General features: G+C 64.4%; 23 protein-coding genes. 17 read left to right on the top strand and 6 right to left on the bottom strand.

Annotation, left to right across the window (positions count from 1 at the left end; all coding sequences use genetic code 11):
• Positions 1-50: 50 nt before the first annotated feature.
• The 3 genes from LO55_RS03320 to LO55_RS03310 are packed head-to-tail and all read right to left on the bottom strand — an operon-like array spanning position 51 to position 3,428.
• Positions 51-1,235, bottom strand: a complete 1,185-nt coding sequence (locus LO55_RS03320) for an ABC transporter permease (protein WP_071360442.1) — start codon at positions 1,233-1,235, stop codon at positions 51-53.
• Positions 1,232-1,963 carry an ABC transporter ATP-binding protein gene (locus tag LO55_RS03315; RefSeq protein WP_071360441.1) on the bottom strand — a complete coding sequence of 244 codons (732 nt, stop codon included), beginning with the start codon at positions 1,961-1,963 and terminating at the stop codon, positions 1,232-1,234. The genes LO55_RS03320 and LO55_RS03315 overlap by 4 nt, the downstream gene beginning before the upstream one ends.
• A 13-nt stretch (positions 1,964-1,976) precedes the next feature.
• Positions 1,977-3,428, bottom strand: coding sequence for an alpha/beta fold hydrolase (locus LO55_RS03310; protein WP_071360440.1), 1,452 nt, complete (start codon positions 3,426-3,428; stop codon positions 1,977-1,979).
• A gap of 270 nt (positions 3,429-3,698) precedes the next feature.
• Between LO55_RS03310 and rplM the strand changes: the two genes are divergently transcribed.
• The 7 genes from rplM to LO55_RS03275 all read left to right on the top strand — a co-directional run bounded on the left by rplM (position 3,699) and on the right by LO55_RS03275 (position 7,472).
• Positions 3,699-4,127: a 50S ribosomal protein L13 gene (gene rplM / locus LO55_RS03305; RefSeq protein WP_005667902.1), complete on the top strand. Its 429-nt coding sequence runs from the start codon at positions 3,699-3,701 to the stop codon at positions 4,125-4,127.
• A 9-nt stretch (positions 4,128-4,136) separates the two neighbouring features.
• The gene (rpsI, locus tag LO55_RS03300) at positions 4,137-4,529 is read left to right on the top strand and encodes a 30S ribosomal protein S9 (protein WP_005667904.1); all 393 of its coding nucleotides are present in this window, start codon (positions 4,137-4,139) and stop codon (positions 4,527-4,529) included.
• A 318-nt stretch (positions 4,530-4,847) separates the two neighbouring features.
• Entirely contained in the window at positions 4,848-5,885 is a 1,038-nt protein-coding gene (gene argC, locus LO55_RS03295) for an N-acetyl-gamma-glutamyl-phosphate reductase (RefSeq protein WP_071360439.1), read from the top strand.
• A gap of 106 nt (positions 5,886-5,991) precedes the next feature.
• Positions 5,992-6,393, top strand: coding sequence for a bactofilin family protein (locus LO55_RS03290; RefSeq protein WP_005667909.1), 402 nt, complete (start codon positions 5,992-5,994; stop codon positions 6,391-6,393).
• Between the two features lie 53 nt (positions 6,394-6,446).
• Positions 6,447-6,815: an iron-sulfur cluster insertion protein ErpA gene (erpA, locus tag LO55_RS03285; protein ID WP_005667912.1), complete on the top strand. Its 369-nt coding sequence runs from the start codon at positions 6,447-6,449 to the stop codon at positions 6,813-6,815.
• Between the two features lie 127 nt (positions 6,816-6,942).
• A complete protein-coding gene (locus tag LO55_RS03280; protein ID WP_071360438.1) occupies positions 6,943-7,170 on the top strand; it encodes a hypothetical protein in 228 nt (75 codons plus the stop codon).
• 35 nt (positions 7,171-7,205) lie between these two features.
• On the top strand, positions 7,206-7,472 hold the full coding sequence (locus tag LO55_RS03275) for a hypothetical protein (RefSeq protein WP_005667915.1): 267 nt from the start codon (positions 7,206-7,208) through the stop codon (positions 7,470-7,472).
• A gap of 3 nt (positions 7,473-7,475) precedes the next feature.
• Here the strand turns inward: LO55_RS03275 and LO55_RS03270 are convergent, their stop codons facing one another.
• Together LO55_RS03270 and LO55_RS03265 are read right to left on the bottom strand one after the other, a co-directional pair.
• Positions 7,476-8,573: an anhydro-N-acetylmuramic acid kinase gene (locus tag LO55_RS03270; RefSeq protein WP_071360437.1), complete on the bottom strand. Its 1,098-nt coding sequence runs from the start codon at positions 8,571-8,573 to the stop codon at positions 7,476-7,478.
• Positions 8,574-8,680: 107 nt separating this feature from the next.
• Entirely contained in the window at positions 8,681-10,045 is a 1,365-nt protein-coding gene (locus tag LO55_RS03265; RefSeq protein ID WP_071360436.1) for a M23 family metallopeptidase, read from the bottom strand.
• A gap of 148 nt (positions 10,046-10,193) precedes the next feature.
• Between LO55_RS03265 and tyrS the strand changes: the two genes are divergently transcribed.
• The 10 genes from tyrS (at position 10,194) to ruvB (ending at position 18,874) form a co-directional block, all read left to right on the top strand.
• On the top strand, positions 10,194-11,453 hold the full coding sequence (tyrS, locus tag LO55_RS03260; protein WP_071360435.1) for a tyrosine--tRNA ligase: 1,260 nt from the start codon (positions 10,194-10,196) through the stop codon (positions 11,451-11,453).
• Positions 11,450-11,908 carry a D-aminoacyl-tRNA deacylase gene (gene dtd / locus LO55_RS03255; RefSeq protein WP_071360434.1) on the top strand — a complete coding sequence of 153 codons (459 nt, stop codon included), beginning with the start codon at positions 11,450-11,452 and terminating at the stop codon, positions 11,906-11,908. The genes tyrS and dtd overlap by 4 nt, the downstream gene beginning before the upstream one ends.
• A 46-nt stretch (positions 11,909-11,954) precedes the next feature.
• Entirely contained in the window at positions 11,955-12,620 is a 666-nt protein-coding gene (locus LO55_RS03250) for a YbhB/YbcL family Raf kinase inhibitor-like protein (protein ID WP_071360433.1), read from the top strand.
• A gap of 49 nt (positions 12,621-12,669) precedes the next feature.
• Positions 12,670-13,350, top strand: a complete 681-nt coding sequence (locus LO55_RS03245) for a histidine phosphatase family protein (protein WP_071360432.1) — start codon at positions 12,670-12,672, stop codon at positions 13,348-13,350.
• A gap of 149 nt (positions 13,351-13,499) precedes the next feature.
• On the top strand, positions 13,500-14,525 hold the full coding sequence (dusB, locus tag LO55_RS03240; RefSeq protein WP_083415141.1) for a tRNA dihydrouridine synthase DusB: 1,026 nt from the start codon (positions 13,500-13,502) through the stop codon (positions 14,523-14,525).
• Between the two features lie 97 nt (positions 14,526-14,622).
• Positions 14,623-14,856 (top strand): helix-turn-helix domain-containing protein, encoded by a 234-nt coding sequence (locus tag LO55_RS03235; RefSeq protein WP_005667930.1) that lies wholly within the window; start codon positions 14,623-14,625, stop codon positions 14,854-14,856.
• A 95-nt stretch (positions 14,857-14,951) separates the two neighbouring features.
• Entirely contained in the window at positions 14,952-16,538 is a 1,587-nt protein-coding gene (gene purH, locus LO55_RS03230) for a bifunctional phosphoribosylaminoimidazolecarboxamide formyltransferase/IMP cyclohydrolase (RefSeq protein ID WP_071360430.1), read from the top strand.
• A 119-nt stretch (positions 16,539-16,657) separates the two neighbouring features.
• Entirely contained in the window at positions 16,658-17,197 is a 540-nt protein-coding gene (ruvC, locus tag LO55_RS03225) for a crossover junction endodeoxyribonuclease RuvC (protein ID WP_071360429.1), read from the top strand.
• A gap of 15 nt (positions 17,198-17,212) precedes the next feature.
• Positions 17,213-17,791 (top strand): Holliday junction branch migration protein RuvA, encoded by a 579-nt coding sequence (gene ruvA, locus LO55_RS03220; protein ID WP_005667935.1) that lies wholly within the window; start codon positions 17,213-17,215, stop codon positions 17,789-17,791.
• Positions 17,792-17,806: 15 nt separating this feature from the next.
• Complete coding sequence (gene ruvB / locus LO55_RS03215) at positions 17,807-18,874, top strand: Holliday junction branch migration DNA helicase RuvB (RefSeq protein ID WP_071360428.1); 1,068 nt, start codon at positions 17,807-17,809, stop codon at positions 18,872-18,874.
• 20 nt (positions 18,875-18,894) lie between these two features.
• Here the strand turns inward: ruvB and LO55_RS03210 are convergent, their stop codons facing one another.
• Complete coding sequence (locus tag LO55_RS03210; protein WP_071360427.1) at positions 18,895-19,296, bottom strand: hypothetical protein; 402 nt, start codon at positions 19,294-19,296, stop codon at positions 18,895-18,897.
• Between the last annotated feature and the right edge of the window lie 106 nt (positions 19,297-19,402).

Genomic DNA, 19,402 nt, shown 5'->3' with positions numbered 1-19,402 from the left:
AGCCGCCGGCCTTGCGTGCGAGGCGGCCGCCGTTTCTCACACGTCCCGCATCAAACACCCAATACGTACTTCTCGCTCTTCATGCGCCAGCTGGCGAAGGCGACGATCAACAGCGCCGGGAGCAGCGAACAAAGAAAGGTCAGCACGAACGGCGCGAAGCCGATGTCGCCGCTCTTGGCCAGCTCCTTGATCAGGGTCTGGTTCGACAGCATCGGCATCAGGTACATCCACTGCGCCGTCTTGAGTTCCATGAACGAGACCACGAAACCCGGCAGCAGCGGCAGGATCATCACCAGGCTGACGGTGGTCTGGGCTTCCTTGAAGGTTTTGGCGTTCATCGCCATGGCGACGTACAGGGCCGAGGACAATAGCGCCAGCGGCATCGTCGCCACGCACACCAGCAGCAGCTCGCCCCAGCCCAGGTTCCACGACATGCCGATTTCTTCCAGCGGCAGCCAGCGCAGGATCGCGTGGCCCAGCATCAGCACCACGGTGACGCCCAGCAGGGCCAGCACGCTGGAAGCGAGCCACTTGCCGCCCACCAGCTCCCAGCTGTGCGCCGGCTGCGCCATCAGCACTTCCAGCGAGCGCCGTTCGCGTTCGCCGGCGGTGCTGTCGACTGCCGACGACATGTTCAGCAGGAAGGCCGGGAAGAACAGGAAGCCGATCAGGCCGCCGATGACCATGGCCGAGCGCGAGGCATTGGTGCCGGTGTCGTAGCGCTGCAGCTGGATCGGCGCCAGCGTGGCCGGGGACACGCCGTGCGCCAGCAGGCGCGCGCTGGCGATATTGCTGCCGTAGGCCTGCAGGATCTCTTCGAGCTCGCGCCGCTGCGGGCCGCTTTCGGTCGACGAATCGAACCATAACTCGATGCGCGCGGGCCGCATCGAGTGGTAGTTGTCGATGAAGTCGTCCGACAGGCGCAGCACGGCCGAGACCTTCTTGCCATGCAAAAGTTCGCCGATCGCTTCCTCGGTCATGGGGCCGGATTCGTTGATCGTCACGCTGCGTTCGCGCAGCTGGGAGATCAGGGTCGGGGCCTTGGCCCCGCCGATCACGGTCAGGTGGATGCCTTCGCGCTCGGTCTTGGTGCTCTTGTCGATCAGCTGGTGCAGCGTGACGCCGAGGATCGCCGGATAGAACAGCACCGCCAGCACCAGGAAGCCGAAGGTGCGGCGGTCGCGCAGCGTCTCGCGCAGCTCCTTGAGGAATACGACCTTGAGTTTGGACTTCATGCGATACCTTCCTCGGTGCCCACCAGGCTGACGAACGCGTCTTCCAGGTCGGCGATGCCGGTGCGCCGGCACAGTTCTTGTGGCGAGCCCTGGGCCACGGTATGGCCCTTGGCGATGACGATCACGTCCTCGCACAGGTGGACCACTTCCTGCATCACGTGGGTGGCCATGATCACGCAGCAGCCATCCTCGCGCAGGGCGTTCAGCGCGGTGCGCAGCGCGCGCGTGCTCATCACGTCCAGGCCGCGGCTCGGTTCATCCAGCAGCAGGTGGCGCGGGCGGTGCAGCAGGGTGCGCGCCAGCGCCACCTTGATGCGCTGGCCCTGCGAGAAGCCCTTGGTCTGGCGCTCGAGGATGTCGTCCATCCCGAGCAGTTCCGACACCTCGACGATGCGGGCACGCAGCGCGGCGCCGTCCATGCCGTTCAATTCGCCGAAGTAGTTCAGGTATTCGCGCGTGGTGAGGCGTTCGTACAGCCCGAACTGGTCGGTCAGGAAGCCGATATTGCGGCGCACCGCCATCGGATCCCGCTCGGGGTCGACGCCGCCGATCGAGATGGCGCCGTGGTCGCGCCGGAGGAGGCCGACCAGGGTGCGCAGCAGGGTGGTCTTGCCGGCGCCGTTGGGGCCCAGCAGCGCGGTGATCTGGCCGTCGCGCGCGGTGAAGGAAACGCCGCCCAGCGCCTGGACGGCGCCGAACTGCTTGCGTACATCATGGACTTCGATCATGGGGTTCCCAGATTCAAGGTTGCGGCCCGGCGCTGCCGAGCTGGAAGGTGGGGGCCGGCACCTCGGCCATGCAGGCGGCGTCGAGCTTGTCTTGCGGCCGGTCGAGGAAGGCGCGCAGCAGGCGCGGCGCGCAGCCGAGCTGCGACACGCCGTGGCCGGCATTGGCCACCACGACGTGCTGGGCCCGGGCCATCGATTTCGCGGCCGCCTCCGCGCGGTGCGGCGGCGTGACCGGATCGAGGGCGCCCGAGAGCAGCAGGGCCGGCGCCTCGATGCGCGCCGGCCGCACATACGGCACCGCCGGCACCTTGATGTCCTGGCACAGCTTGGGGATCATTTCGGCCAGCGGGCGCGCCAGCACGGCGGCGTCGGATTTCATCAGCTCGGGCGTGAAGCGCGGCACGTCTTCGGCGCACACCACGGCGAAGTGCAGCAGCATCGACATGCTGGCGTCGTTGCCGAAGTCGCCGGCCAGGTTCTGGCGCGCGACGAAAGGCTCCCAGCGTCCACGGCTGGCGCTGTGGATCAGGAAGGGCAGGCGGCGCGCATCGGCCGGCGCATACAGGATGTTGTGCACGGTGCCCAGGAAGCGCTGCGAACTCATGGTGAATTCGGTCGGCTCGGCGGTGCGTGGATTCGGCAGCGACAGGCGCACATTGCCCGACTCGACCTTCTGCACCAGCGCATCGAACTCGGCGCGCAGGTTCGGGTAGGCTTTGTTGCACGCAGCGTCTTTGGCGCAGGCGGCGAACAGGCCGTCCAGCGCGGCCTGGCCGTCACGCCCGCCGGCCGGGATCACCTGGTCGGGCGCGGCCACGCCGTCCAGCACCAGGCTGCGCACGCTGTCCGGATAAGCGCGCGCATAGGCCTGGCCCAGGCGGGTGCCGTAGGAGCCGCCCCACAGGTTCACCTGGCGATAGCCCAGCGCGCGCCGCACCTGCTCCAGGTCGCGCGCGGCGGCCGCCGTGGTGTAGGCGGCCAGCGGCTGCTTGTTATTGGCGATGCAGGCGCGCAGCTCGGCCATCAGTTCGTCGTCCGTCATGCGCTCGTGTTCCGGCTTGCTTTCGCAATCGAGCTTGCCCGAACGGCCGGTGCCGCGCTGGTCGATGAAGACGATGTCGCGGGTGGCGCGCACCCGGTCGAAGGCGAGCTTGAGCAGGGGCAGCACGTCGCTGCCGGCCTGGCCGGGGCCGCCCGCCAGCACGAACAGCGGGTCGCCGCGCGTGCCCTGGCGATAGGCCGGGGCGACGGTGACGTGCAGCTTGAGGGTGCCGGATTGCGGCTTGGCATGATCGAGCGGCACGTTGACGGTGACGCAGCGCAGCGCTTCGACCACGCCGGGCAGGTGGCAGCTGCGTTCGGTCGTCGCCGGCGCCGGCGTGCTGGCAGCGGGCTGGGCGCTGGCAAGGCTCGTCGCCAGGAGTGGCAGGAACAGTATGGCGGGCAGAATCTTGGATCTCTTCACAGCATCTCCTCAGGTTGCAACGATGATAAGTTCGCGCTGTTTCTCCGGTCAACCGATTGTTTCAACAACGCATCAAGGCATGCGTATCGGGTAGCAGCCCGCAGGCAAGCGCGTGGAGACGTTGCGCTCGACGCGGATGAGGATTGACGGCAAGGCGGTGGCGGGGTATGATTGCCGGCTTTCCGTTTGCTCAGGAAAGACAATAAGGACGAGTCCGCTGAAGTCTTGTGCGGAACCACCATTTGAGCAATTTTTTCTTTTGGATTAAACATGAAAACTTTTTCCGCTAAGGGCCACGAAGTCCAGCGCGACTGGTTTGTCATCGACGCGACGGACCTGGTCCTCGGACGTGTTGCCAGCGAAGTGGCACTCCGACTGCGCGGCAAGCACAAGCCAGAGTTCACCCCGCACGTCGACACCGGCGATTTCATCGTCGTGATCAACGCCGGCAAACTGCGCGTGACCGGCACCAAGGCCACCGCAAAAACGTACTACCGTCACTCGGGCTACCCGGGCGGTATCTACGAAACCAACTTCCTGAAAATGCAACAGCGTTTCCCAGGCCGCGCACTCGAGAAGGCTGTCAAGGGCATGCTGCCTAAGGGCCCACTCGGCTACGCCATGATCAAGAAGCTGAAAGTGTACGCGGAAGGTACCCACCCGCACGCTGCTCAGCAACCACAAGCACTGACCCTCTAAGGAACTGACATGATCGGTAACTACAACTACGGCACCGGCCGTCGCAAGAGTGCAGTCGCTCGCGTGTTCATCAAAGCTGGCACCGGCCAGATCATCGTGAATGGTAAGCCGGCATCGGAATACTTCTCGCGTGAAACCGGCCTGATGGTGATCCGTCAGCCGCTGGAACTGACCGGCAACGTCGAGCGTTTCGACATCAAGGTCAACGTGCACGGCGGTGGCGAATCGGGCCAGGCTGGCGCCGTCCGTCACGGCATCACCCGCGCACTGATCGACTACGACGCAGGCCTCAAGGGCGACCTGGCACGTGCCGGTTTCGTCACCCGTGACGCCCGTGAAGTCGAGCGTAAGAAAGTTGGTCTGCGCAAAGCACGTCGCGCAAAGCAATTCTCGAAGCGTTAATTGTCTTCCTCAGTGCCTTCGGGCACTGGTTCAGAAAAGCCGTCCGCCGCAAGGTTGGGCGGCTTTTTTGCATGAGCCTGTCTCAGTAGGCGGGAGTCGCTGCTGGCGCGCCTGACAAGCGTGGGCTGCGTTGCTCGTCGTTGCATGGCGCGCCATGCGGCCTCCTCGCGCCTTGTCCACGCTTGCCATGCATCGCCATCAGCTTCCCCCCGCCTACTGAGACAGGCTCGGGACAGGTACAACGCCCGCATACACAGGCTGTTAAAATGCAGCCTCGTCCTGGGAAAGGGCCTTTTTACCATTATTGAAGGAACAGACATGATTAAAGTTGGCATCGTCGGCGGAACCGGATACACGGGCGTGGAATTGCTGCGGCTGTTGGCCGTTCATCCGGATGTGCAACTGACCGCGATCACCTCGCGCAAGGAAGACGGCCTGCCGGTGGCCGATATGTTTCCTTCGCTGCGCGGTCGCGTCGATATCGCCTTCTCGAGCCCGGACAAGGCCGATCTGAAGCAGTGCGATGTGGTGTTTTTCGCCACCCCGCACGGCGTGGCGATGGCCCAGGCGCCCGAGCTGCTGGCGGCCGGCGTCAAGGTGATCGACCTGGCGGCGGACTTCCGCATCAAGGACCGCGCCGTCTTCGAAAAATGGTACAAGATCGAGCACACCGCGCCCGAGCTGCTGGATGAAGCCGTCTATGGCTTGCCGGAACTGAACCGCGACGATATCAAGGGCGCACGCCTGATCGCCAATCCGGGTTGCTATCCGACCACGATGCAGCTGGGCTTCTATCCGCTGCTCAAGGCCGGCCTGATCGACGCCGGCAGCCTGATCGCCGACTGCAAGTCGGGCGTCTCCGGCGCCGGCCGCAAGGCCGAGATCGGCACGCTGTTCTCGGAGTCGAGCGACAACTTCAAGGCCTACGGCGTGCATGGCCACCGCCACACCCCGGAAACCTCGGCCCAGCTGGCGCGCTATACCGACCAGAAGGTCGGCCTGATCTTCACCCCGCACCTGGTGCCGATGATCCGCGGCATGCACGCGACCCTGTACGCGCGCCTGACGAAGGAAATCGACAACGCCGCCCTGCAGGCGCTGTTCGAAGAACAATACAAGGACAGCGAATTCGTCGACGTCATGCCGTTCGGCTCGCACCCGGAAACGCGCTCGACCCGCGGCTCGAACATGCTGCGCCTGGCGCTGCACCGTCCGGAAGGCACGGATACCGTCGTGATCCTGGTGGTGCAGGACAACCTGGTCAAGGGCGCCTCGGGCCAGGCCGTGCAGTGCATGAACCTGATGTTCGGCCTGCAAGAGTCGAAGGGCCTGCAGCAGATCGCGCTGTTGCCATAATCTTTACCCTTGATCTGCGACCCGACGCAGATCAAAGCGACGACCTTTGAGCCGGGTAAATTGACTGTTGGACACGTCCAACGGTCAATTTCCTCAGAGGTGAGTCATGTTCGGTCGACAAGTGAAAAGCGAGATAGACAGCCTGGTCGGTATCTCGGCCCGCATCGAGGGTGACCTGTGTTTCACGGGCGGGCTGCGCATCGACGGCGAGGTCCATGGCAATGTGGTGGCGGTGGATGGCGCCGACAGCATGCTGATCGTGTCGGAGCACGCGCGGATCGAAGGCGAAGTGCGCTGCGCCAGCCTGGTGGTCAATGGTTATATCGCCGGCGCGGTTTACTCGTCGGAACTCCTTGAATTACAGCCGAAAGGCCGCATTAATGGGGATGTACACTACCGGTTGCTCGAGATGCACGGTGGGGCGTTGGTAACAGGTAAATTGACGCACCAACCCGCCAGCGAGCCGGTGTTTCATCTAGCCGACGCCGTCGAAGGCTCGGCAGCATGACTTCCGCCAACCGTCTATAATGGACGGTGTTTGATTTATTCAGGAGCTTTCCCATGACCGCAGTCGCCGAAGTGCAAGATTTCGACACGATTCCCGTACCAATCAACTTCACCGACAGCGCCGCTCAGAAAGTTGCTCAGCTGATCGAAGAAGAAGGCAACCCCGACCTCAAGCTGCGCGTCTTCGTGCAGGGCGGTGGCTGCTCGGGCTTCCAATATGGTTTCACCTTCGACGAGATCGTCAATGAAGACGACACGACGATGGAAAAGAACGGCGTCCAGCTGCTGATCGACTCGATGAGCTACCAGTACCTGGTCGGCGCCGAGATCGACTACAAGGACGACCTCGAAGGCGCCCAGTTCGTGATCAAGAACCCGAACGCCACCTCGACCTGCGGCTGCGGTTCGTCGTTCTCGGCGTAATCGTTGCCCGCCCATCCAGACCGCGGTCTGGATCATCGACGGCCCGCTCCTGCGGGCCGTTTGTATTTGCTATCTACGCAGCCGGCCTGCAGTGGTAGCATGACGCTTTTTTGAGACAGAGGTAGCCATGACCGTATTCGCGATGCCCGTGTTCGACGCCACCGTCATGTATGAGGGCAAGGAATTGTTCAAGGGGCAGGGCGCCGCCAAAGGCTGGGCCGAGAAGCTGGCCCGGGAAATCGAGAGCGAGGTCACGGTGGAAAAAATCGGCACCGGCTGGGCGCTGTGCGGCGTGGTCGATGGCGCGCCGTGCCAGTGGGGCATCCTCGGCCAGCGGCTCAAGCGTTTCGACTGACGCCGCAACATATCAATCCAATAGCAAGGTAAGCAATGAACAAGAACGAGCTCGCGAAATTCGATGCGAAGAAGCTGATGAACAAGATGGGCCCCAAGGGCGCCGTCGTCGGCAAGCCCGGGGATGCCCCGGCAGCGGACCGCCGCGAACAACGCGAGCGCGACCGTGCGCTGGGGCTGGTGCCGTTCGCCGTCAAGCTCAATGGCGACCTGGTCAAGCAGCTGCAGGCGCAGAGCAAGGAGCAGGGCGTCGACCTGAACGAGCTGGTGGCGCAGTTGCTGCAAAAAGGCCTGGCCGCCTGAGCTTCAGGCTGGGTACAAGGCGCCCAGGATGCGCGGACCGCGCGCACCGGTGACCGCCGCCAGGTTGCCCGGTTCGCGGTTGGCGAAACGCCAGCCCAGCCAGGCGAAGGCCAGCGCCTCGACCCGGTTCGGCGCCACGCCCAGTTCCGCCGTCGAGGCCACTTTCACGCCGCCCAGCCCGGCGCCAATGGCGCGCAGCAGGGCGCCGTTGTAGGCGCCGCCGCCGCAGACGTACACCGCGTCCGGCGTCACGCCTTCGTCGCGGATCGCGCGCGCGATCGTCACCGCCGTCAATTGCACCAGGGTCGCCTGCGCGTCGGCCGGCGCGAGCTTGCCGAAGGGCGAGAGCTTGGCATCGAGCCATGGCGCATGGAACAGGTCGCGTCCGGTGCTCTTGGGCGCCGGCTGGCGGAAATACGGTTCGTCGAGCAGGGCGTCCAGCAGCGGCTGGTGGACAGTGCCGGTCGCACCCCAGGCGCCATCCTCGTCATAGGCGCGCCCCAGGTGGCGCGCGATCCACAGGTCGAGCAAGACATTGCCCGGACCGGTATCGAAACCGGTCACGCGGCCGTCGCCATGCAGCACGCTGATATTGCCGATGCCGCCGATGTTGACCACCACGCGCGCCGTGCCCGGTTTGCCGAAGGCGGCCTCGTGGAAGGCCGGCACCAGCGGCGCGCCCTGGCCGCCGGCGGCGACGTCGCGGCTGCGGAAGTCGGCGATCACGTCGATGCCGATCAGCTCGGCCAGCAGGGCCGGGTTATTGGTCTGGCGCGTAAAACCCAGTTCGGGGCGGTGGCGGATGGTCTGGCCATGAACGGCGACAGCGGCCACCGGGCCGGGGCTGGATGGCAGCAGTGCGCGCACGCAGTCGGCGTAGGCCAGGGCCAGGCCGTTGGCGGCCAGCGCCTCGCGCTCCAGCTCGTTGTCGCTGGCGGCCTGCAGGGCCATCAGTTCGCTGCGCAATGCGGCGGGGAAGGGCGTGAAGGCGGCGGCCACGGTCTGGATGGCGCCATTGCTGAAATCGGCCAGCACGCCGTCGACGCCGTCGAGGCTGGTGCCGGACATCAGGCCGATGTAGAGGGAAGGTGTCTCGGTCATTGTTGTATCGGGTTCAGGTGCCTATAGAGGCCAGCAAGCATACAAAAGAAAAACGCCCTCCAGCATCGAAATGCGAGGAGGGCGTTTTTTATACAGGACGGTGCGGCTTAGCGGGCTGCCATCGACGAGCCGCTTGGCGCCATCAGCGAGAAGCGGTGGTTCATCTCGGCGGCTGCCATGCGGAAGCGTGCCAGTTCGGCCTGGTTCAGCGGTTGCTGGGCCAGCGACTTGAACTTGTTCGGATCCTTGGCCACGCCTGCGACGCGGAATTCATAGTGCAGGTGCGGGCCGGTCGACCAGCCGGTCGAGCCGACGTAGCCGATCACCTGGCCCTGGCTGATCTTGGCGCCCTTGCGCATGCCCGGCGCGATGCGGCTCATGTGGGCGTAGGCGGTGCTGTAGTTCGACCAGTGCTTCAGGACGACCATATTGCCGTAGCCATTGCCGTTGCCTGCGAAGTCGACGGTGGCATCGGCCACGGCGCGGATCGGGGTGCCGGTGGCGGCGGCGAAGTCGACGCCTTTATGCGCCTTGAACTTGCCCGAGATCGGGTGCACGCGCATCGAGAAGCCCGACGAGACGCGCGAGTATTGCAGTGGCGACTTGAGGAAGGCTTTCTTGAGCGACTTGCCGTCCAGCGAGTAGTAACCACCCTGCTTGGAGACCGGATCTTCGTACCACACCGACTGGTAGCTGGTGCCGCGGTTGACGAATTCGCCGGCCAGGATGCGACCGGTCTTGATCAGTTCGCCGTCGAGCCAGAAGGTTTCGTACACCACATTGAAACGGTCGCCGCGCTTGACGTCGCTGCGGAAGTCGATATTGGTCGAGAACATCTCGATGATCTGGCCAACGATCGAATCCGGGATGCTGCCGCCGTCGACGTTGGCGTCGGTGGCCGCGTACAGCGAGCTGGTGATGTCGCGCGAACGCATCTCGACGCGGCGCTCGAGCTTGGCCGGCGCCTCGAGGGCGACGAATTCCTCGCCCTTGCGCTGCACGGTGATCGTGCGTGCTTCGCCGCTCTTGCCGTCGCTGACAGTGGCGCGCATCGACAGCAGCAGGCCGTTCTCGTCGGTCTCTGCCTGGATGCGCTTGCCGGTCTGGAGCGACAGCAGGCGCTTGGCGAGCTTGTCGGAGCGAACGAACTTTTGCGCTTGCGCGTCTTCGATGCCGAGGCGGGTGAAGAGCGAGCCGAGCGAATCGCCGCGGCGGATGCGTTCTTCGTGGATAAATTGCTGCTCGTCTTGCTGGAGCGCGGCGATCTGGTCGGCCAGGTTCGGCAGTTCCAGGTCTTGCGCAACGGAGGTGACGGGCAGGTCGGAGGGATCGGGAGCGATCGGTGCAACGCCCACGGCGCCAAAGGCGCACACGCTCAGGAAGACGGCGCCGGCGCTCAGGACGCGGGCTTTGCGGGTCTTCGGCAGCAGCGCTAGCAGGCTTTTACCAGTGATTTTCTGTATAGGGTTCATGCAATCAGTTAAAATTTGCGGCTGAACTTTCAAGGGCCATGTATTGCGTTTCCGAAAAAGTTTTCTCTAGGAAACGAAAACAGGATCGTGAATTATACCAAAAGAAGTGGTCCTACAACCGTTTTAGCCAATTTCCTACACGAATTTTATGACCTCAAATGCAGCTGGTGCTAGCACTCCGGCAACTTCCATTAATGCTTTGCCACTGACTGACAAGGTCCTTGAGTCCCTCGCGATCGCCAAGCGCGGCGTCGACGAACTGTTGATCGAGAGCGATTTTGCGCAAAAACTGGCGCGCTCGGAGCAGACCGGCAAGCCGCTGCGCATCAAGCTGGGCCTGGATCCGACGGCCCCGGACTTGCATCTCGGCCACACCGTCGTGCTGAATAAATTGCGTCAATTGCAAGACCTGGGTCACCAGGTGATCTTTTTGATCGGCGACTTCACTTCCATGATTGGCGACCCGTCGGGCCGCAACGCCACCCGTCCGCCGCTGACCCGCGAGCAGGTCGAGGAAAACGCGATGACGTATTTCCGCCAGGCCTCGCTGGTACTGGACGCCAGCCGCACGGAAATCCGCTACAACTCCGAATGGTGCGATCCTTTGGGCGCGCGCGGCATGATCCAGCTCGCCTCGCGCTACACCGTGGCCCGCATGATGGAGCGCGACGACTTTACCAAGCGCTACAAGAGTGGGACTCCGATCGCCGTGCATGAGTTCCTCTATCCGCTGATGCAGGGCTACGATTCGGTCGCTTTGCAGTCAGACCTTGAGCTGGGTGGAACGGACCAGAAATTCAACTTGCTGGTTGGCCGCGAGCTGCAGAAGGACTACGGCCAGGAGCCGCAGTGCATCCTGACCATGCCGCTGCTGGAAGGCCTGGACGGCGTCGACAAGATGTCCAAGTCCAAGAACAACTATATTGGCATCACCGAAGCGCCGAACAGCATGTTCGGCAAACTGATGAGCATCTCGGACGAGATGATGTGGAAGTATTTCAACCTGCTGTCGTTCCGCTCGCTGGACGACATCGCGCAATTGAAGGCGACGATCGACGGCGGCGCCAATCCGCGCGATGCGAAAGTGGCGCTGGGCAAGGAAATCGTCACGCGCTTCCACTCGGCCGCTGCGGCCGACGATGCGCTGGCCGACTTCGTCAACCGCTCCAAGGGCGGTATCCCGGACGACGTGCCGGAAGTGTCGCTGTCCGGCGCTCCGCTGGGCCTGCCGCAACTGCTGAAGGCCGCCGGCCTGTGCGCCTCGACCTCGGAAGCCATGCGCATGGTCGACCAGGGCGGCGTGCGCATCGATGGCGCCGTGGTCAGCGACAAGGGGCTGCAAGTGGCTGCCGGCACCGTCGTGGTGCAAGTCGGCAAGCGCAAGTTCGCCCGCGTCACGCTCGCATGATTGGCCTGCTGCAACGCGTGAGCGAAGCGGCGGTGCGCGTCGACGGCCAGACCGTCGGCGCCATCGGTCCCGGCCTGATGGTGCTGGTATGCGCCGAAAAGGGCGATACCGAACGCGAGGCCGACCTGCTGTTAACGAAGTTGCTGGGCTACCGCGTGTTTTCCGACGAGGCCGGCAAGATGAACCGCAGCGTGACGGACGTCGAAGGCGGCTTGCTGCTGGTGCCGCAGTTCACCCTGGCGGCCGATACCAAATCGGGCACGCGTCCTTCGTTCTCGCCGGCCGCCGCGCCGGAAGACGGACGGCGCCTGTTCGAGCATGTCGTGCGCCAGGCGCGGGAGCGGCATGGCATTGTCGAGACCGGCGTATTTGGTGCTGACATGAAAGTGTCACTCATCAACGATGGCCCGGTCACATTCTGGCTGCGTATTGATCCCGTCGGGGCGGCGCGCTGAAACCCGCGCCTGGCGCCAAGGTCAAATTACTAGCCAGGGAGGTCACATGCGAATCTGGAGCGACTCATTCACCGACGGGGCCGATATCCCCGCCGCCTGCGCGTTCGCGGTCAGCGATCCTGATGCCCACGTCAAGCTGTCGAGCAACCGCAATCCCCATATCGCCTGGGACGACGTGCCGGCCGGCACGCAGTCGCTGGTACTGATCTGCCACGATCCCGACGTGCCGTCCGAAGGCGGCGACGTCAACAAGGAAGGCCGCACCGTGGCGGCCGCCTTGCCGCGGGTCGATTTTTTCCACTGGACGCTGGCCGACATCCCGGTCTGCCTCAAGTCGCTGGCCGAAGGCATGTTTTCCGACATGGTCACGCCGCATGGCAAGCCGGGTCCCGAAGTCGCCTTCACCGTCAAGAACGGCACCGAACACCAGCTGCGCCACGGGGTCAACGACTATACCGGCTGGTTCGCGGGCGACCCCGACATGGCGGGCGAGTTCTACGGCTATGACGGCCCGTGCCCGCCATGGAACGACGAGCGCGTGCACCATTATGTGTTTACGCTGTATGCGCTCGACATCCCGCGCCTGCCGCTGGAGGGGCGTTTCACGGGCTCCGAGGCACGCCTGGCGATCCAGGGACATATCCTCGACGAGGCGCGCATCTTCGGCACCTATTCGCTCAATCCCCAGGTCGCGGCCGACCTGGCAAAATAATCAAGCATCTGATTTTTTCACTGCCCCGAGGTTCGGGTGCAAGGACCTCATGACATTGAATGACGCGCCTGCGGGCACGACCACGATCCTCCTGATCCGCCACGGCGAAACCGCCTGGAATGCCGAGCGCCGGCTGCAGGGCCATCTCGATATCGCACTCAATGCCGAAGGTGAGCGCCAGGCCGCGGCGCTCGGCGCGGCGCTGGCCGGCGAACATATAGACCTGGTCATTTCCAGCGACCTGGCGCGCGCCCGGCAGACGGCCGAGGCGGTCCATCTCGCCCGTGGCGCGGCCAATGCCGGCGGTGTCCAGCTCGATCCTCGATTGCGCGAACGCTGCTACGGCGGCTTCGAAGGCTTGCTCTACAGCGAAATCGCGGCCCGCTTTCCGCTCGAGTTCGCCGCCTGGCAGGCGCGCAACGTCGATGCGGTCCTGCCACCGGGTAAGAATCAGGGTGAAACTTTCCGCAGCTTCTACGAGCGCGCCACGAAGGCGATCCTGGGCCATGCGGCGCGCCACCCCGGCCAGACCCTGGCGCTGGTGGCGCACGGCGGTGTGCTCGAGTGCGCCTACCGGGCGGCTCTCGGCCTGCCGCTGGAAACGCCGCGCGACTTCAAGGTGCACAACGCCAGCATCAACCGTTTCGTGGTCGAGCAAGGTGCACTGAAGCTGGTGAGCTGGGGCGAAATTGCGCACCTGCGCCAGACGGCGCTGGACGACTTGCCCTGACAGCCAAGCGCCTAAAACAGGCGCGACAACGCCTGTTTCTTCGCCCTGCCAATATCGCACACGCAACAATCACATTAATTTTGCTGATAATTTGAGCAGCGCTTGGGGTAAAATAGCAGGTTCCCAAGAAACTTCTGAGTTTTTCTGCTGTGCAAATCGGTCCATATCACCTGCGTAATAACGTCTTTGTCGCCCCCATGGCCGGAGTGACGGACCGTCCGTTCCGGCAGCTGTGCAAGCAGCTCGGCGCGGGCTATGCGGTGTCCGAAATGGCGGCGTCGAACCCGCGCCTGTGGGCCAGCGAGAAGACCTCGCGCCGCATCGACCACGCGGGCGAGATGGAGCCGAAGGCGGTGCAGATCGCCGGCGCCGATCCTAAAGACCTTGCCGATTGCGCGAAGTTCAACGTCGAGCGCGGCGCCCAGATCATCGACATCAATATGGGGTGCCCGGTCAAGAAGGTGTGCAATAGCTGGTGCGGTTCGGCCCTGTTGCAGCACGAAGACCTGGTCGAGCGCATCCTGCACGCCGTGGTCGAGGCGGTCGACGTGCCGGTCACCCTGAAGTTCCGCACCGGCTGGGATCGCCAAAACAAGAACGCGCTGCGCATCGCGCGCCTGGCCGAGCAGGCCGGCATCCAGATGCTGACCCTGCACGGCCGCACCCGCGCCGACGGCTACAAGGGCGAGGCCGAATACGACACCATCCGCGCCGTGAAGCAGGCGGTGAGCATCCCGCTGGTGGCCAATGGCGACATCACGACGCCCGAGAAGGCGAAGTTCGTGCTCGACCATACCGGCGCCGACGCGGTCATGATCGGCCGCGCGGCCCAGGGCCGTCCCTGGATCTGCCGCGAGATCGACCACTACCTGCGCACCGGCGAACACCTGCCGGCGCCGCTGGTGGACGAAGTGCGCGAATTGATGAACGAGCACTTGCCGGCCCATTACGCCTTCTATGGCGAATACGTCGGCGTGCGCACCGCGCGCAAGCACATCGGCTGGTATGTACAAGACCTGCCGGGCGGCGAGGAATTCCGGCAGCGTATGAACTTGCTGGAATCGACGGCCGAGCAACTGGCGGCGGTCGATGAGTTTTTCAAATCGCAGCACAGGCATGGCGAGCGGTTACAATACCGCCCCGCGCATCCTGGCCTCGACGCGATCGCGGCATAGGCAAGTCCGGCAGCACGCAGCAAACCAGAACAAGAACACGGGGACGCGCTTCGCGAGAGCGGAGCAATCATTAAACCAGGATGAAGCAGCAGAAGACATGAGCAAAGAAAGTATCCAGGAAGTCGTCCAGAAGAGTCTCGAAGACTATTTCAACGATCTGGGCGAACAAAAGCCGACCAACATCTACGACATGATGGTGTTGACCGTCGAAAAGCCCGTCCTCGAAGTCGTCATGTCGCGCGCCGACGGCAACCAGTCGCACGCCGCACAGATGCTGGGCATTAACCGGAACACTTTGCGCAAGAAACTGCAGGAGCACGGGCTGCTCTAAGCGTGACCCACGTGGCCGCGCACCGGGCGCGCGGCCATGACCGGATCCCCGATCCGCCTGCCCGCCGCCAGGAATTCTCAACCATAGGCCACACCATGATCAAACAAGCTCTCATTTCCGTATCCGACAAGACCGGCGTGCTCGATTTCGCGCGCGCTCTCTCTTCGCTCGGCGTCAACATCCTGTCCACCGGCGGCACCGCCAAGCTGCTGCAGGATAACGGCGTGCCGGTGACCGAAGTCGCCGACTACACTGGTTTCCCGGAAATGCTGGATGGCCGCGTCAAGACCCTGCACCCGAAGGTGCACGGCGGCATCCTGGCGCGCCGCGATTTTCCTGAGCACGTCGCCAAGCTGGAAGAGCACGGCATTCCGCAGATCGACATGGTCGTGGTCAACCTGTACCCGTTCCAGCAGACCGTCGCCAAGGAAGAGTGCTCGCTGGAAGATGCGATCGAGAACATCGACATCGGTGGCCCGACCATGCTGCGTTCGGCGGCCAAGAACCACCGCGACGTGGTCGTGATCGTCGACCCGCTCGACTATGGCGTGGTGCTGGCCGAGATGAAGGGCCAGGGCGAGGCCACCGGCCCGGTCAGCTATGAAACCAAGTTCCGCCTGGCCAAGAAAGTGTTCGCGCACACCGCGCAGTACGACGGCGCGATCACCAATTACCTGACCAGCCTGGGCGAAGACCGCGCGCATGCGACCCGTTCGAGCTTCCCGCAGACCCTGAACATGGGCTTCGAGAAAGTCCAGGACATGCGCTACGGCGAGAACCCGCACCAGGGCGCCGCCTTCTACCGCGACCTGGTCACGGTCGACGGCGCACTGGCCAACTACACCCAGCTGCAGGGCAAGGAACTGTCGTACAACAATATCGCCGACGCCGATGCGGCCTGGGAATGCGTCAAGTCGCTGGGCGGCCTCGGCCAGCCGGCCGGCTGCGTGATCGTCAAGCACGCCAACCCGTGCGGCGTGGCGATCGGCGTCGATGCGCTGGACGCCTACTCGCGCGCGCTGCAGACCGACCCGACCTCGGCCTTTGGCGGCATCATCGCCTTCAACGTCGAAGTCGACGGCAAGGCGGCCGAAGCGCTGGCCAAGCTGTTCGTCGAAGTGCTGATCGCGCCATCGTTCACCGCGGAAGCACGCCAGATCATGGCGGCCAAGCAGAACGTGCGTCTGCTGGAAATCGCCTTGGGCGCCGGCCAGAACGCGTATGACGTCAAGCGCGTCGGCGGCGGCCTGCTGGTGCAGTCGCCGGATGCGAAAAACGTGGGCCTGGGCGAACTGCGCGTGGTCACCAAGAAGCACCCGACCCAGCAGCAGCTGCAGGACATGATGTTCGCCTGGCGCGTGGCCAAGTTCGTCAAGTCGAACGCGATCGTGTTCTGCGCCAATGGCATGACCCTGGGCGTCGGCGCCGGCCAGATGAGCCGCATCGACTCGGCCCGCATCGCCTCGATCAAGGCCCAGAACGCCGGTCTTTCCTTGAGCGGTTCGGCCGTGGCGTCGGATGCCTTCTTCCCGTTCCGCGACGGCCTGGACGTGGTGGTCGACGCCGGCGCGACCTGCGTGATCCACCCGGGCGGCTCGATGCGCGACCAGGAAGTGATCGATGCCGCCGACGAGCGCGGCGTGGTGATGCTGTATACCGGCACCCGTCACTTCCGTCACTGATCCGGCAACACCATCGGGCCGGTGGAACCTCCCGGCCCGATGCGATCAAACCGTGGTGAACCTGTGTTTTTGCACAGTATTTTTCCCACGAACACCCCCAGCCGGGGTAACATTCCATAATGATTATTCTCGGCATCGACCCGGGCCTACGCACGACGGGGTTCGGCGTCATTGAAAAACACGGCGCCAAGCTGCGCTACATCGCCTCGGGCACCATCAAGACCGGGCTGGAGGGCGCTTTGCCGCCGCGGCTGAAGGTCATCCTGCACGGCGTCAGCGAAATCATCGCCACCTACCGCCCGGCCTGTTCCGCCATCGAAAAAGTCTTCGTCAACGTCAATCCGCAATCGACCCTGCTGCTGGGCCAGGCGCGCGGCGCGGCGATCACCGCGCTGGTCAGCGCCGACCTCGATGTCGCCGAATACACGGCGGTGCAGGTCAAGCAGGCCGTGGTGGGCACCGGCAAGGCGGCCAAGCCGCAGGTGCAGGACATGGTCGCGCGCCTGCTCAAGCTGCCGGGCCTGCCGGGCACCGACGCCGCCGACGCCCTGGGCGTCGCCATCTGCCATGCCCACAGTATCGACACCTTGTCGCTTCTGGGCACGCTGTCGCCCGATATGCAGGCGCTGCGCATGAAGAACAGCCGTCTCGTCTCTTAATTAGGAACCTTACCGATGATCGGTCGCCTCTCTGGAATCCTGCTCGAAAAAGCGCCGCCGCACGTGCTGGTCGATTGCAATGGCGTCGGCTACGAAGTCGACGTGCCGATGAGCACCTTTTATAACTTGCCGCATACCGGCGAAAAAGTCGTGCTGTTCACCCACCTGGTGGTGCGCGAGGATGCGCACCTGCTGTTCGGCTTCGGCTCGGCGTCCGAACGCGCGCTGTTTCGCCAGCTGATCAAGATCACCGGCATCGGCGCGCGCATGGCGCTGGCGATCCTGTCCGGCATGTCGGTGGCCGAATTGTCGCAGGCCGTCACGCTGCAGGAAACCGGCCGCCTGGTGAAGGTGCCCGGCATCGGCAAGAAGACGGCCGAACGCCTGCTGCTCGAACTGAAGGGCAAGCTCGGCGCCGACATCGGCATGGTCGCCGGCGCGGCGCGTGACGACGCGCAGGTGGACGTGCTCAATGCGCTGGCCGCGCTGGGGTATTCTGACAAGGAAGCGCTCCTCGCGATCAAGAACATGCCGGCCGGCTCGAGCGTCTCGGACGGCATCAAGTTCGCGCTGAAGGCGCTGTCCAAAGGCTGAGGAAGAATCTGAGCAATGAGCATCCAGACCGACAACTTTACCGAACACCGCGTGATCGACGCCGCGCCGGCCTCGCCCAACGAAGAGGCGATCGAACGCGCCTTGCGTCCGAAGCAGCTGGACGAATACGTCGGCCAGGAAAAGATCCGCGACCAGCTCGAGATCTTCATCCACGCGGCGCGCAAGCGGCGCGAGGCGCTCGACCACACCCTGCTGTTCGGTCCGCCGGGCCTGGGTAAAACGACGCTGGCCCATATCATCGCGCGCGAGATGGGCGTCAACCTGCGCCAGACCTCGGGCCCGGTGCTCGAGCGTCCCGGCGACCTGGCGGCGCTGCTCACCAACCTCGAGCCGAACGACGTGCTGTTCATCGACGAGATCCACCGCCTGTCGCCGGTGGTCGAGGAGATTTTGTATCCGGCGCTCGAGGACTACCAGATCGACATCATGATCGGCGAGGGGCCGGCCGCGCGCTCGGTCAAGCTCGACCTGCAGCCGTTCACCCTGGTCGGCGCCACCACCCGCGCCGGCATGCTGACCAATCCGCTGCGCGACCGCTTCGGCATCGTGGCGCGCCTGGAGTTCTACAACGTCGAGGAGCTGACCAAGATCGTGGCGCGCAGCGCCGCGTTGCTGGAAGCGCCGATCGACGAGGACGGCGCGCGCGAAGTCGCCAAGCGCGCGCGCGGCACGCCGCGTATCGCCAACCGCCTGCTGCGCCGCGTGCGCGACTACGCCGAAGTGAAGGGCAATGGCGAGATCACGCGCGAGATGGCCGACCGCGCGCTCAAGATGCTCGACGTCGACACCGTCGGCTTCGACGTCATGGACCGCAAGCTGCTGGAGGCGGTGCTGTTCAAGTTCGCCGGCGGCCCGGTCGGCATCGGCAACCTGGCGGCGGCGATCGGCGAGGCCGCCGACACCATCGAGGACGTGCTCGAACCGTATCTGATCCAGCAGGGCTATCTGCAGCGCACCCCGCGCGGACGCATCGCCACGCCGCTGGCCTACCAGCACTTCGGCGTCACCGCGCCGCGCATCAGCCCGACGGGCGATTTGTGGGATAACCTGCCGCCGGGTTGATTACAGGTTGAACGGCGGTCTCAGGACCCGGGAGAGGAAGGCCGACGGCGGCGCTGGACGAGCGACGCCAGTGCAGGCACGGGGCGATAGATCAGCGTCAGGTACAGCAGAACGGTGAGCACGATGACGGCGCCGGCCAGCCACAGCACCGACGGCGCCGCGCCGCGCCACATCAGGGCGGCGCTGGCGACGGTCGGCACGCCCAGCTGTATCGCCGCCAGCGTGCGCAATGCGCTCGAGCGGCGCAGGCGCTGCCCGGCCATGCCGATCATGAAGAATCCGCTCGACGCCAGCACCACGCACGACAGCACGGCCCCCGCCCGGCCCAGGTCCGGGGGCATGCCGCCCACGCGGATCAATATGGCGGGTGCGATCAGCACCAGCACGCCGGCCACCAGGCTGGCTAGGCGAAGAAAGATCATGGCGCATCCTTGTATGTGAAGAGACGACCCGATCCGGGCCCATGGATAGCCATACGAAAAACCTCCTGCCTGCTCGGCAGTAAAAACAAGATATCACAAGGGAAAT

Origin of the sequence: Massilia timonae, from assembly GCF_001866515.1 — a bacterium.
GTDB classification, from domain to species: domain Bacteria; phylum Pseudomonadota; class Gammaproteobacteria; order Burkholderiales; family Burkholderiaceae_D; genus Telluria; species Telluria timonae.
This window is presented reverse-complemented; position numbering and strand designations above follow the sequence as displayed.

What these genes read in the sequence shown, in the direction of transcription:
- LO55_RS03320 (WP_071360442.1), bottom strand. Translation starts at nt 1,235, where the DNA reads ATGAAGTCCAAACTCAAGGTCGTATTCCTCAAGGAGCTGCGCGAGACG.
- LO55_RS03315 (WP_071360441.1), bottom strand. Translation starts at nt 1,963, where the DNA reads ATGATCGAAGTCCATGATGTACGCAAGCAGTTCGGCGCCGTCCAGGCG.
- rplM (WP_005667902.1), top strand. Translation starts at nt 3,699, where the DNA reads ATGAAAACTTTTTCCGCTAAGGGCCACGAAGTCCAGCGCGACTGGTTT.
- rpsI (WP_005667904.1), top strand. Translation starts at nt 4,137, where the DNA reads ATGATCGGTAACTACAACTACGGCACCGGCCGTCGCAAGAGTGCAGTC.
- argC (WP_071360439.1), top strand. Translation starts at nt 4,848, where the DNA reads ATGATTAAAGTTGGCATCGTCGGCGGAACCGGATACACGGGCGTGGAA.
- LO55_RS03290 (WP_005667909.1), top strand. Translation starts at nt 5,992, where the DNA reads ATGTTCGGTCGACAAGTGAAAAGCGAGATAGACAGCCTGGTCGGTATC.
- erpA (WP_005667912.1), top strand. Translation starts at nt 6,447, where the DNA reads ATGACCGCAGTCGCCGAAGTGCAAGATTTCGACACGATTCCCGTACCA.
- LO55_RS03280 (WP_071360438.1), top strand. Translation starts at nt 6,943, where the DNA reads ATGACCGTATTCGCGATGCCCGTGTTCGACGCCACCGTCATGTATGAG.
- LO55_RS03275 (WP_005667915.1), top strand. Translation starts at nt 7,206, where the DNA reads ATGAACAAGAACGAGCTCGCGAAATTCGATGCGAAGAAGCTGATGAAC.
- LO55_RS03270 (WP_071360437.1), bottom strand. Translation starts at nt 8,573, where the DNA reads ATGACCGAGACACCTTCCCTCTACATCGGCCTGATGTCCGGCACCAGC.
- LO55_RS03265 (WP_071360436.1), bottom strand. Translation starts at nt 10,045, where the DNA reads ATGAACCCTATACAGAAAATCACTGGTAAAAGCCTGCTAGCGCTGCTG.
- tyrS (WP_071360435.1), top strand. Translation starts at nt 10,194, where the DNA reads ATGACCTCAAATGCAGCTGGTGCTAGCACTCCGGCAACTTCCATTAAT.
- dtd (WP_071360434.1), top strand. Translation starts at nt 11,450, where the DNA reads ATGATTGGCCTGCTGCAACGCGTGAGCGAAGCGGCGGTGCGCGTCGAC.
- LO55_RS03250 (WP_071360433.1), top strand. Translation starts at nt 11,955, where the DNA reads ATGCGAATCTGGAGCGACTCATTCACCGACGGGGCCGATATCCCCGCC.
- LO55_RS03245 (WP_071360432.1), top strand. Translation starts at nt 12,670, where the DNA reads ATGACATTGAATGACGCGCCTGCGGGCACGACCACGATCCTCCTGATC.
- LO55_RS03235 (WP_005667930.1), top strand. Translation starts at nt 14,623, where the DNA reads ATGAGCAAAGAAAGTATCCAGGAAGTCGTCCAGAAGAGTCTCGAAGAC.
- purH (WP_071360430.1), top strand. Translation starts at nt 14,952, where the DNA reads ATGATCAAACAAGCTCTCATTTCCGTATCCGACAAGACCGGCGTGCTC.
- ruvC (WP_071360429.1), top strand. Translation starts at nt 16,658, where the DNA reads ATGATTATTCTCGGCATCGACCCGGGCCTACGCACGACGGGGTTCGGC.
- ruvA (WP_005667935.1), top strand. Translation starts at nt 17,213, where the DNA reads ATGATCGGTCGCCTCTCTGGAATCCTGCTCGAAAAAGCGCCGCCGCAC.
- ruvB (WP_071360428.1), top strand. Translation starts at nt 17,807, where the DNA reads ATGAGCATCCAGACCGACAACTTTACCGAACACCGCGTGATCGACGCC.
- LO55_RS03210 (WP_071360427.1), bottom strand. Translation starts at nt 19,296, where the DNA reads ATGATCTTTCTTCGCCTAGCCAGCCTGGTGGCCGGCGTGCTGGTGCTG.